The organism is Actinomadura barringtoniae (assembly GCF_017573505.1).
Taxonomy (GTDB): Bacteria; Actinomycetota; Actinomycetes; order Streptosporangiales; family Streptosporangiaceae; genus Spirillospora; species Spirillospora barringtoniae.
In genome coordinates, this window is record NZ_JAGEOJ010000002.1 from 195,983 (window position 1) to 212,747 (window position 16,765).

A 16,765-nucleotide genomic window follows, 5' to 3' on the forward strand; every position below is an offset into this window, starting at 1 on the left:
GGGTCACCGACCTCGGTTGGTCGTGGGCGGCTAGCGAGGTGGTCGTCCCGGCAGAAGAGCGCGACCACCTTCGAGTCGCAGTGGGCCTCCATGCCCTACCTCGGCAGCGCCTCTGGTCTGACCGCTGCCAGCCCCATCGTTAGAGTGCGACTCTCCCCGTGGGCCCCGACCGCACGTGGTCTGCCAGGCTCCAAAGGTCTTCTCATTAGACCGAACCTTACGGACCTGGCAGAGGGGCTCTCAGCGCAGAGCTGACAAGGGCCTGGGTAGCCGGCCACACCGGCTTCCGGGGTTTCAGACTTCGCTCTCAAGGCCCGGGAGGAGCATCCGCGGGCATGGACGAAAATGCCCGCCCGAGGGCCTTGGTTTGGGCCGTGTCAGTGCGTCGAATCACGAACAGGGTCGCCAGAGCAAGGACGCTCGGGCCCGCGAACAGGCCAGCCAACCAGACCTGATTATGTAGCCCTAGGACGACCGCGCCGCCCAGCATCCCAAGGACGATCACGAACCCCGCATACAGCCCAGTCATGTAGAGCCTGTGACTGTTCTTGAGCTGCATCATCCGGTACTCGTGTTCGCGGGCGAGTTGAGGATCAAGAGCCCGGAGCGCGATCTCAAGGTGTTCGGGCGGTAGCTGAGCCCACTGCCTTGCCAGGTCGAGTGCACTTGGTACCTCTGGCCTGCCTTCAACATCCTCAGCCATTAGAAGCGCCCGCTCTCGTCTACGCGGGATGCGCTTTGCGTAGCGGGGGGTGAACCGAGCCGCAGGAATAGGTCATTCAATCCCACGACCATCCCAAGGGCGGCATCCGGGACATCGGGGGAATCGGGCAGACCTATAAAGAGAAAGCGCGACTGCGGGGCAGAGATCCACGCTCGCTGATAAGGACCCATATAGACGTCCTCTACGTAGGCAATGGCATCTCTTGACAGCCTAAATTTCTCAACTGCCTCTCTCGCGAAACTTCTTCGCTCGATACGTCGTTGCCGAATGACAAAGCCAGTGATCCAAACACATGCAATAAATGAACTAGCTACTATCCATACGAAAGGGGACCCTGGATGGTTTACTAGGGCCGTCACCAATCCCAGGAGCAAAATGCCAGCAGCGGATGTGAGGGTGAGGAGATGTAGCCAAAATTGCCTTCTTTCTCGCCTCTCTCGCTTCACAAGTTCCACCACCTTCCAGAGTTCCACCGGTTGGTGATTGTCTGGTGACCGCTCCCAAGGAAAACGACGCTCCTCGTCTGCATCCACCTAGACTGCCGTCCTTCCCGACTTAGCCGAACTGGCCTCTCCAGGGTAGCGGGGACGGAGGCGCTTTGTCTTTGCCAAACTTTACGGAGTCTGTCGATGCGGGAGAACCCAGTCTGGCCTTGCCAAAACACCCTGCCACCTTGGGCCTGGCTCTACCCTCCAACCAGGTGCTTTAATTCGAGAATCCGGCGAGATCCCCTGCACCACAGGAGTTTCAGTACAGCGGACCCAGTCGGCGCTTGGCGGACATGGCACGCTGCTCGGCCTTCTCCTTGGCGTAGATCTGCCCCATGGCGGTCGGGTCGGCTCATCCGTTGTGTTCGCCCAGGTCGTTCAGAGATCCGCCGTTGTCCAGGAACAGGTGCGAGAAGGTGTGGCGGAACATGTGCGAGGTCGCGTGGTCGCCATAGCCGAGGCGCTTGCAGCGGCGTGTCAGCATCAGGCGCAGCCCGTTGTACTCCAGCGGTAGCGGGGAATTGCCCAGCCAGAGCCGGCCAGGGTGCTCATCCGCGAGCGGATGCTCAGCACGGACGCGCAGATAGGCATGCAGCGCCCGAACAGTGTCGATCTCCAGCCAGATCTGCCGCCCCGATTCGTCGTCCCACTGGCGAGCGCCCTTCTTGGGCGTCACGGTGATGATCGGGTTGTCGAGCGGCGGCACGTCTTCTGGGGCCATGGACAGCACTTCCGCGGCCCGCATTCCCTCCAGAAGGCACCCGATCAGCGCCTCGTCCCGGTAATCGGTGAAGGTCCGCTTCTTGCCCGTAGGACGGCAGGAGTCGATCAGTTCCCGCAGGAACGTCACCGGGAGCACCTTGGGCCGGGTCTTGCGGGGCACATAGAGGTTCACTTCCCCGGCCGTGATGGGATTGGGGGCCCCGGTCTCCTTCTCGACCCATTTGAAGAAGTTGCGAAGGTTGCGCCGCAGCACGATGGTGCCGTTGGTGCCGTGGGGCTTGCCGTTATTGGGGTTGGACGCATCGTGATACCAGCGCAGAAACAGGTTCAGCGAGGCGTCATCGCAGGTCAGATCGCCCGGAAGCTTGGATTCGTCCATCCTTTTCGACAGGATTCCGACAGTGCGCATCTAGGCCCGGATCGTGGCCGGGTCGAAGGGGCGGCCGTTACGGTTCGTGGCAACCTTCAAATACTGCTCGTAGTGGTCGGCCATCAGCTCTCTGGCCCTGGCTCGCTTGCGCTTGGCCTTGGTGGGCTCGACAATGTCTTGAGCCCCGTGTCCGAAGATCGACTTTCCGCCCATGGCATGCCCCTCACGGCCTGGGGGATGACCGGTTTAGTCCACAAGTCACCTGGTCACCTGCCCCGGATTGCGACCGAGATCCCCAGCGACATGCCAACTTTGCCCAGGTCAGACCATGTGTTGTAGGGCGGGCGGGACTCGAACCCGCGACCCAGGGATTATGAGTCCCCTGCTCTGACCAGCTGAGCTACCGCCCCAGGCGTCCCTGTGAGAAGTGGTAAGGCAAACCGGGGCGCGCCGCGGCAATGATAGCGGCGTGGTCTTTGGCGGGGCCACCTTGAAAGGCGGGGTCACCCGGCGGGTGAGGGCTTGTCCGCCTTGCGGATGGCCGAGATGTCATACCTGGTGGCGAGTGACGGGGACGGTGACCGGTCGGTAGGGTCCGCCTATGTCCAGACGACGTGTACGTCTCGTCGCGATCGCTCCGGTGGCCCTTGCGCTGACCTTGAGTGCGTGCAACGGCGGGGATGACAAGGGTTCCAAGGTGTCGGCGAACCAGCCTCAGGGGCAGGCGACGCTCCAGCAGGCGTCGACGGCGATGGCGGGGCTCAAGAGCATCGCCTTCACGCTGTCGACGGAGGGTAAGCCGTCGATCCCGGTGAAGAGCGGGGACATCAAGCTCCTCAAGAGCGGTGACGCCGAGGGGACGCTCACGATCTCGCAGCTGGGCAAGAACCTGGAGATGAAGGTCGTCGCTCTGGGTGACCAGTATTACGTGAAGGGCCTGACCGGGAACTGGCAGAAGTTCTCCAAGGCGATGGCCTCGACGGTCTTCAACTATGACCCTTCTGCGGTGCTGGACCCCGATCGTGGGATTCCGAAGCTTTTGAATTCGGTGTCCGCACCTACGACCGAGGCCACCGAGAAGGTCAATGGGAAGGACGCCTACCGCATCAAGGCGACGCTGACCAAGGACGCGGTCGGCGGGCTGATCCCGGGTGTCGACTCCAATATCCAGGGGCTCATCTGGGTGGGGAAGGCCGATCATCGGCTGCTGAAGGTCAAGGGCGACCTGCCCGCGGGACCGGACGGGGACAAGGGGTCGGTGATCATCAACTTCACCGAGTTCGACGCCCCGTACCAGATCAAGGCGCCGCAGTAGGCCATGGGCAATCGCCGGATCGCGATCGGGGTCGGCGGCGCGGTGGTGCTGCTGGCCGCGCTGGACGCGTATGTGATCACGACGATCCTGGTCACCGTTGTCGATGACCTCGGGATCCCGATCAATCACCTGGAGCGGATCACGCCGGTTCTGACCGGGTTCCTGCTCGGGTATGTGGCGGCGATGCCGTTGCTGGGGCAGCTGTCGGATCGGTTCGGGCGGCGGGCTGTTCTGCAGGCTTGTTTGGCGTTCTTCGCTGTGGGGTCGGCGGTTACGGCCTATGCCAAGGGTGTGCCGCTGCTGACCACCGGGCGGGTCATTCAGGGGGTCGCGGGCGGCGCACTGTTGCCGGTGACGATGGCGCTGGCCGGTGATCTTTGGGAGGAACGCAAGCGTCCGGTGGTCTTGGGCGCGGTGGGTGCGGCGCAGGAGCTCGGGAGCGTTCTCGGGCCTCTGTACGGGGTGGGGATCGCGGCCGCATTCGGGTGGCGCTGGATCTTCTGGATCAACCTGCCGCTGGCCGTGGCGGCGATGGTGGCGGTGCACTTCACCGTTCCGGGCGGACGCAAGGAGGGCGAAGAGCGGCCGGGCGTTGATGTGGTGGGCGGGGCGTTGCTGGCGCTTGGCCTGGGATTGCTCGTGACGGGGCTTTACAACCCGCATCCGGATGAGACGGCCATGCCCTCGTGGGGGCTGCCGACGATCGCGGGCGGGGTGGTCGTTCTGATCGCCTTCGTGGTCTGGGAGGCACGGACCCGGACGAAACTGCTCGATCTGAGTGGCGTACGGCGTGGGCCGCTGTTCGCGACGCTCGGCGTGAGCCTGCTGTCGGGCGCGGCGCTGATGGTGACGCTCGTCGACGTCGTCCTGGTCGCCCAGACCATCCTCGACAAGAGCTCGACCGAGGGCGCGCTGATGCTGACGCGCTTCCTGGTCGCGCTGCCGATCGCCGCGGTGGCGGGCGGGTTCGTGGCGCACCGGTACGGCGAGCGCTGGCCGATGGTCGCGGGCATGCTGATCTCGGCGGCCGGCTTCCTGCTGATCGCGGGCTGGCCGGCGGACCTGGAAAACGCCTCGTACGGGCCGATCCCCCGCATGGACGCCGACCTGGTGCTGACCGGGCTCGGCCTGGGGCTGGTGATCGCGCCGGTCTCGTCGGCGGTGCTGCGATTCGTTCCGGCGGCGCAGCACGGGGTGGCGTCGGCGGCCGTGGTGGTCGCGCGGATGATGGGGATGCTGCTCGGCATCTCGGCGCTGTCGGCGTGGGGCTTCTACCGCTTCCGGTCGCTGACCGAGAACCTCCAGATGCCGCTGCCGTTCGACTCCGGGTTCAAGGCCAAGCTCGCGGCGTACGAGGCGGCGGTCAAGGACGCGCTGCGGACCGAGTACCAGGAGATCTTCTGGGTGACGGCCGCCCTTTGTGTGCTGGGCGCCCTGCTGGCGCTGGCGATCTCCACTCACCGCGATGACAAGAACAGCGTGGAGACTCAGTCAGAACGAGCCTTGACGCAGTGATCAACGGAATGCGAAATTGACCTCCGGGGGTAACAAGTGACCGCTCGGTAAGGGCCGTCCACGCACCATCGGGGAGGCGCCGCAGATGGGCCCTGTCATCGAAGCACGCCCTGGCACGACCATCCGTGCCAGGCTCGCGGCCCGGGGGCTGAAGACCGCCGTCCGGCCGATGCTCACGTACTGGCCGCTCAGCTACCGGAGCCTGCGTCCCGCGTTCGCGATCGATCTCGCGGCGCCGCTCGCGCTGCCCGCGCCGCGCTGGGCCGATGTGGAACGCGTGCCCTTTCGCGACTTCCGCGCCGAGTGGGTACGGGCGCCCGAGTGCGCCGAGGACCGCGTGGTCCTGTACTTCCACGGCGGCGGCTTCTTCTCGTGCGGGCTGCGCACCCACCGGCGGATGATCGCCCGCATCGCTTCCACCGCGGGCGCGCCCGTGCTGTCGGTCGCCTACCGGCAGCTTCCGGCGGCGCCGCTGGCGGTGTCGATCGCCGACTGCGTGCACGCCTACCGCTTCCTGCTGGAGAAGGGGTACGACCCGGAGCGCATCGTTCTCGCGGGCGACTCGGCGGGCGGGTTCCTGGCGTTCGCCGCCACACAGCAGGCACTCGCCGAGGGGCTGCCGTCGCCCGCCGCGATCGTCGCGCTGGCGCCGCTCACCGACCTGGACCACACCGCCAAGGTCGCGCACGCCAACGCCAAGCTGGACGCCTACCTCCCGGCCCGCCGGGTGGAACGGCTGGCACAGCTGCTCACTGACGGCGACGTCCCGCTGGACCCGATGGTCTCGCCGGTGAACGGCGATCTGTCCGGCCTGCCGCCGGTGCTGATCCAGGTCGGGTCGACGGAGATGCTGCGCGTGGACGCCGAGTTGATGGCCGAACGGCTGGAGGACGCCGGCGTGCCGTGCCGCCTCCAGGTCTGGGAAGGCCAGGTGCACGTCTTCCAGGTGTTCGCCGACCTGGTGCCCGAGGGCCTGGCCGCGCTGCACGAGGTCGGCGCGTTCATCCGCGAGCACTCCACGCCGCGCGTACGCCCGACCCGGCGCCGCTTCACCCGCCGCAAGCCCAAGTCCATCGCCGCATAAAGCACCAACGACCATCGCCGCCTGAGCGCCCGGACCATCGTCGGCTGAGCGCCCGGACCATCGCCGCCTGAGCGCCCGGACCATCGTCGGCTGAGCAAGGTGACCATGTCATTTGCTCACTAGCCGCGTCCCCGTATTGCCGCCGAATCCGATTGGACGGAGCATCGGCGGGAAGCCCTTAGGACTTCCCCCGACGACGGACGACGGACGGACGGACATGGAACGCATGAGCGGCCTGGACGCGGGCTTCTACTTCGCCGAATCCGAGAACAACCCCCTGCACATCGCGTCGGTGACGGTCTTCGAGGGGCCGGTTCCGACGTACGGCGAGGTGATCCGGGCGATCATCGCCAAGATCCCGCAGGTGCCGCGCTACCGCCAGCGCGTCCGTACCGTTCCGCTGCATCTCGGCCGCCCGATCTGGGTGGACGACCCCTACTTCAACATCCTCTACCACGTGCGCCACACGGCCGTTCCGAAGCCCGGCGGCCCCGAGGAGCTGCGCAACCTGGCCGGCCGCGTGCTGTCGCAACGCCTGGACATGGACAAGCCGCTCTGGGAGATCTGGCTGGTCGAGGGCCTGGAGGACGGGCGCTGGGCGCTCATCAGCAAGGTCCACCACAGCGTCGTGGACGGGGTCGGCGGCGTGGACCTGATGACCTCGCTGTTCGACCTGTCCGCCGACGTCGAGCATCCCGTCATGGTGGAGATCCCCAAGCCCGAACCCGAGCCCTCCGCCGTGGACTTCCTGGTCGACACCGCGCAGTCGGCGATCGGCGAGCCGCTGCGCGCGGCGGCCGGGCTGCCGGGCGCGGCCCGCCGCCTGGCGAGCACGGGCACGCTGCGCACGCTCGGCGTCGAGCTGCCCAAGTTCGTCGGCCGCCTGTCGCGCCCGACGACCGGGTCGCTGAACGGGACGATCGGGCCGCACCGCCGCTGGATGTGGACGCACGCCGACCTCGACGAGATCCGCCAGGTGCGCAAGGCGTTCGGCGGCACCGTGAACGATGTCGTGCTGACCGCGGTCGCCGGGGGCTTCCACGCGTTGCTGGAGTCGCGCGGCGAACTGGAGGAGGACACGCGGGTGCGCACCCTCGTTCCGGTGTCGGTGCGGGCGCGGGACGAGCGCGGCGACGTCAACAACCGGGTGTCGGGCGTGCTGGTGACGCTGCCGGTGGGCGAGGCCGACCCGCGCCGCCGCCTCTTCGAGATCCGCAGCCAGATGAACGACGTCAAGCGCACCCACCACGCCGCGCCCGGCGAGGCGCTCGGCCGGCTGGCCGGGTTCGCGCCGACGCTGATGGCGCTCGGTTCGCGGTACGCGCTGAGCCACAGCCAGCCGTGGGTGCAGACGGTGGTGACGAACGTGCCGGGGCCGCCGTTCCCGCTGTACGTGCTGGGCCGGCGGCTGACGGGCCTGTATCCGTTCGTGCCGCTGGCGGCGGGCCTGCGCGTCGGGATCGCCGTCTTCTCCTACGAGGGCCGCTTCACGTTCGGGCTCACGGGCGACTTCGACGGGATGCCCGACCTGGACGTGCTGGCGAGCGGGATCCGCGGCGGCTTCGACGAGCTGGTCGAACAGGCCTCGTAAACCGACATGGTCAGAGGTGGCCGGATCCGGCCACTCATCCCAAAGAACGTCGTTCACAGCGACCGCACTTGTCACTTGGGTGACACATCGCCCGGTTAGCGTGACTTTTCGACCCCATCGAACGTTCACCGGACTGAGGACCGATCTCGTTCCGGTCGGCCGAAACAGCGGTCAAGTGAGTCAGATGGTTTGTCAGGGATGGCCCCCGGTGTTACCTCTATCCCCATCAGCCCCCTGCCCCTCCCCCATCCCCCGAGAACGAAAGACGGTGAGGCCGTGCATCGGATGAGCGGACTGGACGCAAGCTTCTACCTCCTGGAGAACGAGAACACCCCACTGCACGTGGCCTCGGTGGTCGTCTTCGAGGGCCCCGCGCCCTCCTACGGCGACCTCGTGCGGGCGATCGTCGCCAAGCTGCCGCTCGTCCCGCGCTACCGGCAGCGCGTCCGCTCGGTGCCACTGCATCTGGGGCGGCCCGTCTGGGCCGACGACCCGCACTTCCAGGTGCTCTACCACGTCCGTCACACCGCGCTTCCGGCACCGGGCAACGACGAGCAGCTGCGCAACCTGGCGGGCAGGGTGCTCGCGCAGCGGCTCGACCCCGACAAGCCGCTCTGGGAGATCTGGCTGGTCGAGGGGCTGACCGACGACCGCTGGGCGATGATCGCCAAGGTCCACCACTGCATGGTCGACGGCGTCGCCGGCATGGACCTGGCGACCGTGCTGTTCGACCTCGGCCCGGACTACGAGCCGCCGGGCGAGCCCGAGGAGTGGGAGCCCGCGCCCGAGCCGTCGGCCCTGGAACTGCTGGCCGACTCGGCGCAGCGCAGCGTCACCCAGCCCGTCCGGCAGGCCAACGACGTCGTACGGGGGCTGAGCTCGCTCGGCACCTCGCTCGGGCTGGGCAACACCTGGGGCGTGTCGGTCGCCGAGACGCTCGGGGCGGGGCGGGCGCGCGGGCTGCGCGACTTCGCGATGGGGCTCAGCCGCGTCGCCGGGCGCTTCACCCATCCCTCGGCCGGGTCGCTGAACGGCCCGATCGGGCCGCATCGCCGCTGGTGCTGGCAGCAGCTGTCGCTGGACGACGCCAAGACGATCCGCAAGGCGCTCGGCGGGACGATCAACGACGTCGTCCTCGCCGCCGTCACGGCCGGCTACCGCGACCTGCTGAACGCCCGCGACGAGCTCACCCACGACACCTGCGTGCGTTCGGCCGTGCCGGTCTCGGTCCGTTCGACCGACGAGCAGGGCGAGCTGAACAACCGCGTCGCGGCGGTCTTCGTCAACCTGCCGGTCGGCGTCGACGATCCGCTGGAACGGCTCCGCCGCATCCGCGAGCAGACCGACGACGTCAAGGGCAGCAACCAGGCGACCGGCACCAAGGCGCTGACCCGGCTGACCGACACCGCGGTCGCGCCGGCGCTGCTGTCGCTGGCGGCGCGCCTGCCGGTGCGGCTGCGCCAGGACCTGGTGCAGACGGTCACCACCAACGTTCCGGGCCCCGGCTTCCCGCTCTACATGATGGGACGCCGCGTTCTGGAGCTGCACCCCTACGTTCCGCTCACGGGAGGCATCAGGGTCGCGACCGCGATCATCTCCTACTGCGGAGCACTGCACTTCGGCATCACGGGCGACTTCGACGGCATGCCGGACCTGGACCTGCTCGCCAAGGGCATTCAGGCCGGCTTCGACGAGCTGCTCACCGAGGCCGGAAAGAGGTGACGGCGGGGCGGGTGCGGTGACCGGACCCGGACATCGCACCCGCCCGGACGTTCCGCCCACCGTTTCCAACAGCCCGTTCGGCGAAAACCTGAGCCTGGCCGGTGCCCGATCTCCTCGCAGAGGAATATCCTGGGAAAAGATGGCTAAAGGCCTCTTACCGGGAGGGCACCCCCTCCGGGGAGGTGAAGAACGATGCGCAAAACCCGCGTCGGCAAGGATTGCTCGCGGCTCAGGCGGCTGTGGCGCCGCTGTGGGCTGGAGCGGAACGAGCTGCGCAGGCGCATCGACCGCATGCAGCGCTTCTTCGCGTTCGCCTTGCTGATCTTGTTCCTGGCCGCCGCCCCGCCCGTCGCCGCCTACTGCACCCACTGGTCGTACGACTCGGGCATGAAGGCCGAGCAGCAGGAGCGCACGCACCGGCACGCGGTCACCGCGACCGTGCTGTCCACCGGCGGCATCGGCTCCTCCGGTGACCGCTACGTGCACGAGACCGTGCGCGCGCAGTGGGTCTGGCCGGCCGGAAAGACCCACGTCGACTCGCTCCCCGCCTGGAAGAACGCCAAGATCGGCTCGGCGCAGCGGATCTGGGTCGACGACGCGGGCAAGGTCGCGGTCCGGCCCCGGCCGCACAGCCGTACGGTGACCGACGCCGTCTACGCGGCGGGCGCGGCGGTGCTGGGCGTGGCGTTCCCGATCCTGGTGGCCTACGGCCTGGTCAGGCGGCGCTGCGACCGGCGGCGCGACGACCTGTGGGAAGCCGACTGGGCGCGCATGGACGCCGACGCGGGCCACAACCGCCCGTCCTGACCCCAAGAGCCCCTGCCCCTGCCCCTGCCTGCCCCTGCCTGCCCCTGCCTGCCCCTGGCCCTGAGCCCCCAGCTCGGGTGTTCCCGGAGCCACGGATCGGCTCTCCTGAGCCACGGGTTACATCACCCCGGCATGTCAGTGTTTACTTATTCGCATGGGTGATCCACGGGTGGTCATCGTCGGCGCGGGCATGTCCGGCCTGTGCATGGCGATCAAGCTGAAGCAGGCCGGCCTCCACGACGTCACGCTCTACGAGAAGGCCGACGCTCTCGGCGGTACCTGGCGCGACAACACCTATCCCGGCCTGACCTGCGACGTTCCGTCGCGCTTCTATCAGTTCTCGTTCGCGACCAACCCCGGCTGGACCCACCTGTACTCCCCCGGTCCCGAGATCCGCGACTACCTGGAACGGATCGCCGACCGCTACGGCATCCGCGAGCAGATCGTCTTCGGCACCGAGGTCACCGCCGCCCGCCACGACGACGGCCGCTGGCGCATCACGACCTCGCGCGGCCCCGACGAGGCCGACTTCCTCCTCACCGCGACCGGTGTGCTGCACCACCCGCGGCTCCCCGACATCCCTGGCCTGGACGCCTTCGAGGGCCCGACGTTCCACTCCGCGCGCTGGGATCACGACGTGCCGCTGAAGGGCAGACGCGTCGCCGTCGTCGGAACGGGCTCCACCGGCGTGCAGATCACCTCCGACCTCGCCGGGACCCCGAGCAGGCTGTTGCTCTTCCAGCGCACCGCGCAGTGGATCCTGCCCGCGCCGAACCGTGAGTACGGCCGCCTGACCCGTGCCGCCCATCGCCGCATGCCCGTTCTGGACCGCCTCGGTTACCGGTGGCATGAGGCCGTCATCAGCCACGTGCTCTCCCAGGCGCTGATCAAGCCCGGCTGGCAGCGCCGCCTCATCGGCGCGCTGTGCCGCCGCAACCTCAACAAGGTCACCGACCCGGACCTGCGCGCCCGCCTGACCCCGCCCGACGAGCCGATGTGCAAGCGCCTCATCGCCTCCGGCGGCTTCTACGACGCCGTCCAGCGGCCCGACGTCGAGGTGGTGACCGACGCGATCGACCACGTCGAGGCGCGCGGCGTCGTCACCGCCGACGGCCGCCTGCACGAGATCGACGTCCTGGTCCTGGCGACCGGCTTCGACGCGCACGCCTACGTTCGCCCGATGGACCTGACCACCTCGGACGGCCGGACGCTGGAGGCCGCCTGGCAGGACGGCCCGCGCGCCTACCAGACCGTCGCGCTGCCCGGCTTTCCCAACTTCTTCATGCTGATGGGCCCGCACAGCCCGATCGGCAACTACTCGCTCATCGCCATCGCCGAGGCGCAGGCCGACTACATCCTCGGCTGGATCCGCCGCTGGCGGGCGGGTCTGGTCGCCAGCATGGCGCCGACGGCCGACGCGACCGAACGCTTCAACTCCGACATGCGCGAGGCGCTCCCCCGGACGATCTGGACCTCGGGCTGCGCCAGCTGGTACCTGGGCAAGGACGGCCTTCCCGAGCTGTGGCCGTGGACGCCGCGCGAGCACGCCTCCATGCTCCGCACCCCGGTCTTCGACGACTTCGAAACGACCGGCTAAGGCCGCGGGGCCACAGCGCTGAAGCGGCGCCGTGGCTAGGGCGGCGCCGTGGCTAGAGCGGCGCCGCGAACGACCAGCCGCGGGCGAGCAGTTCGTCCACCGCGCCGGCCGCCGCCGCGAGGCGCCGCTCGTGCGGGCCGGTGACGACGATGAACGGCCCGCCGCGGCGGTCGAGCTCGGCGCGGAACCGTTCGGACATGCCCTCCCGGATGGCCTCGCCGTCGCGCCAGCCGTCCTGCTCGAACGGGACGCCGGCGTGGTCGGTCACGATCCACAGGTCGTGCCGCGCCCGCGCCGGGACCGGGCCGAGCTCGCCCAGGTAGCGCTCCTGCCAGAGCGCGGTGGCGAACGCGTCGGTGTCGCAGATCAGGACGGGTGAGCCGACGCGGGCGGCGGCGTCCTCCCAGTCGAGCTGGCGTTCGGCGATGAGCGCGAAGTCGGCGGGCGTCCACTCGATGTCGTCGAGCCAGGCGCCGGGGCGGCCGAGGGCGGCGAGCCGTTCCTCGCAGTAGGTCCGCCCGTACTCCGGCACCCAGCGCGTCGCGGCGAACGGGCCGCCCCGCCCGGCGTAGTGCTCGGCGAGGGCACGGGCGAGCGTGGTCGTCCCGGTCGACTCCGCTCCGACGACCACGACCCGCCGGGCGAGCGCGGCACGTACGGGCGGAGCAAGAAAGCCCCAGGTGGCGACGGGATCGGCGCGCACGGCGGTGCCGCTCACGGGGAACCGGTCGCGGGGCTCGTCCACGTCGTGCGCGACGGCGCCGAACCAGCGGGCCAGTTCCTTGCCGTACGCCTCGGAGCTGAAGACCACGTCGATCTTCGGGTCCTCGCCCCACAGCTGCCGCAGCCCGTGCCGGAACGCCTCGACGTGCAGCCGCCACACGTCCTGGTCGGTGTAGTCGATCTCGTGCTCGTCCGTCACCGGCGCGAAGTTCACGTGCGGCTGCGGATGCGTCTCGCGCAGCCAGGCGACCCGGTCGGCGAGCGGGACGCTCTCCACCGACGAGGCGGCGACGACCACCGACAGCCGGTCGCAGTGCGCGGCGGCGGTGTCGATCAGGTGGTGGTGACCGGCGTGCGGCGGATAGAACTTGCCGACCACCAGACCATGCCGCCCGCTGCTCATGCGCCGGCCAGCGCGGCGTCGCCGCCGCGGGCGGCCAGGTCGCGGCGCCAGGCGACCAGCCCGGCGACGCACAGCGCCAGGAAGACCACGTACAGCGCGGAGGTCAGGTAGAGCTCCTTGTAGGAGTACAGCGGGATGTAGATCAGGTCGGCCGCGATCCAGAGCCACCACGACTCCACCAGCTTGCGGCACTGCCCGTAGGTCGCGGCCAGCGAGATCGCGGTGGTCAGCGCGTCCCAGAACGGCACGGTCGACGCGGTCCAGTTGACCAGCACCCAGTACATGACGGCGGTGGCGGCGAACCCGGCGACCGCGATCGCGGCCCATTCGCTGCGCCCGGTGCGACGGACGACCTCGGCGGTACGGTCGGTGCCGCCATGGAGCCAGGCCCACCAGCCGTACACCTGGAGCACCACGTACACGACCTGCAGCGACGCGTCCGCGTACAGCCCGCTGTCCAGGAAGATCAGCCCGAGCAGCACGACGTTGGCGATGCCGAGCGGCCAGTTGAGGATGTGCTGGCGGACGACCAGGGCCACGTTCGCCGCGCCCGTCGCGAACCCGAGCAGCTCGCCCCACGAGGTGGGCGTGCCGCCGATCGTGAACGCGGGCTGCAGCAGCGGGTCGATCAGGTCGTGCGGCGTCACGGGCGTCTCCGGGGTGATCGTCGAGCCAGGTGACGATATAGCAGGCTAGGAGTCCTCGACCATACGGGCCACAATGCGGTCGAGCGCGGCCAGGTCCTCGGGCGGCAGCTCGTACACGATCGGCGGCGGGCTGCCGAGGATGCGCTCGGCCTCGGCCACCACCTCGGCGCCCGCCTCGGTGAGCGTCACCAGCTTGGAACGGCGGTCGGCCGGGTTGGGCGTGCGCTCGACGAGGCCGCGGGTGGCCAGGTCGTCCACCACCAGCGAGGTGTACGGGCGGTCGGTGAGCAGCAGCTCGGCCAGGTCGCGCAGGGCGATCGGGCCCTTGGCGATCCGGCGCAGTGCCTTGATCCGGAAGAAGCTCATGCCGAGCGCCTCGGTCACCTCGCGGCGGTAGTCGCCGCGTTCGTGCAGCAGGACGCGCAGGTTCTGCCAGGCGCGGCGGGCGGCGTCCTCGCGGGCGACATCTTCGTCAGTGCTCATGGTCAGACCGGGACCTTGTTCTCTCCGGGCTCGAACAGGGCGGCGGTGTGGGCGGCGGTGGCCTGCGCGCGGCGGCCGGTGGTGAGCGTACCGAGCACCAGCACCGCGACGCCGCAGCCCGCGATGATCCAGTACGCGGGGCGGCTCGCGTCCGCGTACGAGGTCGTCGAGAGGGCGGAGGCGGCGCTGGAGCTGAGCACGGCGCCGATCACCGCGACGCCGAGTCCCTGGCCGATCTGGCGGCTGGTGGAGGCGACCGCGGCGGCGACGCCGGCCTGGGAACGCGGCATGCCCGACACGGCCGTGTTGGTGATCGGGGCGTTCACCATCCCGAAGCCGATGCCGAACAGCACGTAGGCGACGAACAGCAGCGGCGTGCTGGTCTCGGCCTCGAACACCGCGAACATCAGCCCGCTCGCCGCCATCCCGACGCCGGCGATCTGCAGCGAGACGCGGGGCCCGTACGAGCCGATCATGCGTCCCGAGAGCGGGGCGCAGATGCCGGCCATCGCGGCCATCGGCAGCATGTAGAGCCCGGCGTGCAGCGCCGACAGGCCCCGGACGTCCTGCAGGTAGAGGGCGTTCAGGAAGAGGAAGCCGCCGAGCGAGGCGAACGCGCAGACCGCGATCAGGGTGGCGCCGCTGAACGGCGTGCTGCGGAAGAAGCGCAGGTCGATGAGCGGTTCGGTGCGGCGGCGCTCGTACGCGACGAACCCGGCGAGGGCGAGCGCGGCCAGCCCAGCGGTGGTCAGGATCACCGGCGTGGTCCAGCCCTTCGACGGCCCCTCGATGATCGTGTACGTCAGCGACGCGAGCAGCACGATCATCAGCAGCTGCCCGACAGGGTCGGGGCGGCGCGGGCGCGGGGCGCGGGACTCGGGCACGTAGAGCGCGGTGAGCACGAGCGCGGCCAGCCCGATCGGCAGGTTGATCCAGAAGATCGAGCGCCAGCCGACCGTCTCCACCAGCAGCCCGCCGACGACGGGCCCGGCGGCCATGCTGAGGCCGACCACGCCGCCCCAGACGCCGATGGCGCGGGCCCGCTCGCGCGGGTCGGTGAACACGTTGGTGATGATCGACATCGCCACCGGGTTCAGCATGCAGCCGCCGATCGCCTGCACGATCCGCGCGGCGATCAGCCAGCCGAGCGACGGCGCCAGGCTGCACAACAGCGAGCCCAGAGTGAAGATCGCCAGCCCGGTCTGGAAGGTGACGCGGCGGCCGACCCGGTCGGCGGTCGCCCCGGCCAGCATCAGCAGCGAGGCGAGCACGATGAGGTAGGCGTCGATCGTCCACTGCAGGCCGGAGATCGAGGAGTGGAACTCCTTCTGCATCGACGGCAGCGCGACGTTCAGGATCGTGTTGTCCAGGCTCACGATCAGGAGGCTCATGCAGCAGATCCCGAGGATGAGCATCCGCCGCCGGTAGGTGAGCTCGGGCACCCGTGACCCTCCTCACATAGTTGTACTAATAAAACGATTGTAACTATACAACGATTCCGAAGTTCAGCAACCAGTGGGCGAATCGCCCCTGTCCGGTAACCCGCCCCCCTTAGCGTCCGCAAGGGCTCGCCCGCGTCCAGCGCGCTGGCGACCGAGAAGACCGTCTACGCGGGCACGTGGGACGGGCGGCTGCTCGCTCTCGACCGCGCGACCGGCCGTGTCGTCGGCTCGTACGACCTCGGCGGCGGCGTGGCGTCCGCACTGACCATCGACGGCGGGCGGCTCTACGCCCTCACACCGACGGCACGATCCACGCCCTCAGCGCTAGGGCGTGACCCAGGATCGGGGCGCCGCGGGAATCACCAGCGGCGTCCCGGTCTCCGGGCAGTCGATGACCCGGCAGGGCAGCCCGAAGACGTCCTTCACCAGGTCGGCGGTGACCACCTCGCCCGGGTCGCCCTCGGCCACGATCCGCCCCTCGCGCATCGCGATCAGGTGGGTGGCGTAGCGGGCGGCGTGGTTCAGCTCGTGCAGCACGGCCACCACCGTGCGGCCCTCCTCGTGCAGGCGGGCGCACAGATCCAGGATCTCGATCTGGTGGGCGATGTCGAGGTAGGTCGTCGGCTCGTCCAGCAGCAGCAGCGGCGTCTCCTGGGCCAGCGCCATCGCGATCCACACGCGCTGCCGCTGCCCGCCCGACAGCTCGTCGACGTAGCGGTCGGCGAGGTCCTCGACGCCGGTCGCCTCCATCGACTCCCGTACGATCCGCTCGTCGTCGCGCGACCACTGCCGCAGCAGGCCCTGGTGCGGGTACCGGCCGCGCGCCACCAGGTCGGCGACGGTGATGCCCTCGGGCGCGATCGAGGTCTGCGGGAGCAGGCCGAGCGTGCGCGCCAGCTTCTTGGCCGGCCACGCGCCGATCTTCTCGCCGTCCAGCAGTACGGAACCGGCGGCGGGCTTCAGGATCCGGGCGAGCGCGCGCAGCAGCGTCGACTTGCCGCAGGCGTTCGGCCCCACGATCACGGTGAACGACCCGTCCGGCACCACCACGTCCAGGTCCTCGGCGATGGTGCGGCGGTCGTAGGCGAGCGTGAGCCCTTCGCCGCTGAGGCGCGCGTCCGTGTTCACCGT

At 69.2% G+C, this 16,765-nt stretch carries 14 protein-coding genes and 1 tRNA gene; 7 read left to right on the plus strand and 8 right to left on the minus strand.

Annotation, left to right across the window (positions count from 1 at the left end; all coding sequences use genetic code 11):
* Positions 1–1,564: 1,564 nt before the first annotated feature.
* From J4573_RS04730 to J4573_RS04740, 3 genes are all read right to left on the minus strand, one after another.
* Entirely contained in the window at positions 1,565–2,314 is a 750-nt protein-coding gene (locus J4573_RS04730; protein ID WP_208253996.1) for a tyrosine-type recombinase/integrase, read from the minus strand.
* 30 nt (positions 2,315–2,344) lie between these two features.
* Positions 2,345–2,518 (minus strand): hypothetical protein, encoded by a 174-nt coding sequence (locus J4573_RS04735; protein WP_208253997.1) that lies wholly within the window; start codon positions 2,516–2,518, stop codon positions 2,345–2,347.
* 123 nt (positions 2,519–2,641) lie between these two features.
* Positions 2,642–2,715, minus strand: a tRNA-Ile gene (locus tag J4573_RS04740).
* Positions 2,716–2,906: 191 nt separating this feature from the next.
* Between J4573_RS04740 and J4573_RS04745 the strand changes: the two genes are divergently transcribed.
* From J4573_RS04745 to J4573_RS04775, 7 genes are all read left to right on the plus strand, one after another.
* Positions 2,907–3,620 carry an LppX_LprAFG lipoprotein gene (locus tag J4573_RS04745; RefSeq protein ID WP_208253998.1) on the plus strand — a complete coding sequence of 238 codons (714 nt, stop codon included), beginning with the start codon at positions 2,907–2,909 and terminating at the stop codon, positions 3,618–3,620.
* Between the two features lie 3 nt (positions 3,621–3,623).
* Entirely contained in the window at positions 3,624–5,135 is a 1,512-nt protein-coding gene (locus J4573_RS04750) for an MFS transporter (protein WP_208253999.1), read from the plus strand.
* An 85-nt stretch (positions 5,136–5,220) separates the two neighbouring features.
* Complete coding sequence (locus tag J4573_RS04755; RefSeq protein WP_208254000.1) at positions 5,221–6,219, plus strand: alpha/beta hydrolase; 999 nt, start codon at positions 5,221–5,223, stop codon at positions 6,217–6,219.
* 217 nt (positions 6,220–6,436) lie between these two features.
* Complete coding sequence (locus J4573_RS04760; protein ID WP_243772474.1) at positions 6,437–7,810, plus strand: WS/DGAT/MGAT family O-acyltransferase; 1,374 nt, start codon at positions 6,437–6,439, stop codon at positions 7,808–7,810.
* A 285-nt stretch (positions 7,811–8,095) separates the two neighbouring features.
* The gene (locus J4573_RS04765; protein ID WP_208254001.1) at positions 8,096–9,532 is read left to right on the plus strand and encodes a WS/DGAT/MGAT family O-acyltransferase; all 1,437 of its coding nucleotides are present in this window, start codon (positions 8,096–8,098) and stop codon (positions 9,530–9,532) included.
* A 192-nt stretch (positions 9,533–9,724) separates the two neighbouring features.
* Positions 9,725–10,339: an Rv1733c family protein gene (locus tag J4573_RS04770; protein WP_208254002.1), complete on the plus strand. Its 615-nt coding sequence runs from the start codon at positions 9,725–9,727 to the stop codon at positions 10,337–10,339.
* 154 nt (positions 10,340–10,493) lie between these two features.
* Positions 10,494–11,936: a flavin-containing monooxygenase gene (locus tag J4573_RS04775; protein ID WP_208254003.1), complete on the plus strand. Its 1,443-nt coding sequence runs from the start codon at positions 10,494–10,496 to the stop codon at positions 11,934–11,936.
* Between the two features lie 52 nt (positions 11,937–11,988).
* Here J4573_RS04775 and J4573_RS04780 read toward each other — a convergent pair whose 3' ends face one another.
* From J4573_RS04780 to J4573_RS04805, 5 genes are all read right to left on the minus strand, one after another.
* Entirely contained in the window at positions 11,989–13,062 is a 1,074-nt protein-coding gene (locus tag J4573_RS04780) for an AAA family ATPase (protein WP_208254004.1), read from the minus strand.
* Positions 13,059–13,709 carry a nicotinamide riboside transporter PnuC gene (gene pnuC, locus J4573_RS04785; RefSeq protein ID WP_208254005.1) on the minus strand — a complete coding sequence of 217 codons (651 nt, stop codon included), beginning with the start codon at positions 13,707–13,709 and terminating at the stop codon, positions 13,059–13,061. Before pnuC ends, J4573_RS04780 begins: the two co-directional genes overlap by 4 nt.
* 45 nt (positions 13,710–13,754) lie before the next feature.
* Positions 13,755–14,192, minus strand: coding sequence for a MarR family winged helix-turn-helix transcriptional regulator (locus J4573_RS04790; RefSeq protein ID WP_208254006.1), 438 nt, complete (start codon positions 14,190–14,192; stop codon positions 13,755–13,757).
* A 2-nt stretch (positions 14,193–14,194) separates the two neighbouring features.
* Positions 14,195–15,634, minus strand: a complete 1,440-nt coding sequence (locus tag J4573_RS04795) for an MFS transporter (RefSeq protein ID WP_307796497.1) — start codon at positions 15,632–15,634, stop codon at positions 14,195–14,197.
* Positions 15,635–15,958: 324 nt separating this feature from the next.
* Positions 15,959–16,762, minus strand: coding sequence for an ABC transporter ATP-binding protein (locus J4573_RS04805; RefSeq protein ID WP_208254007.1), 804 nt, complete (start codon positions 16,760–16,762; stop codon positions 15,959–15,961).
* Positions 16,763–16,765 lie beyond the last annotated feature (3 nt).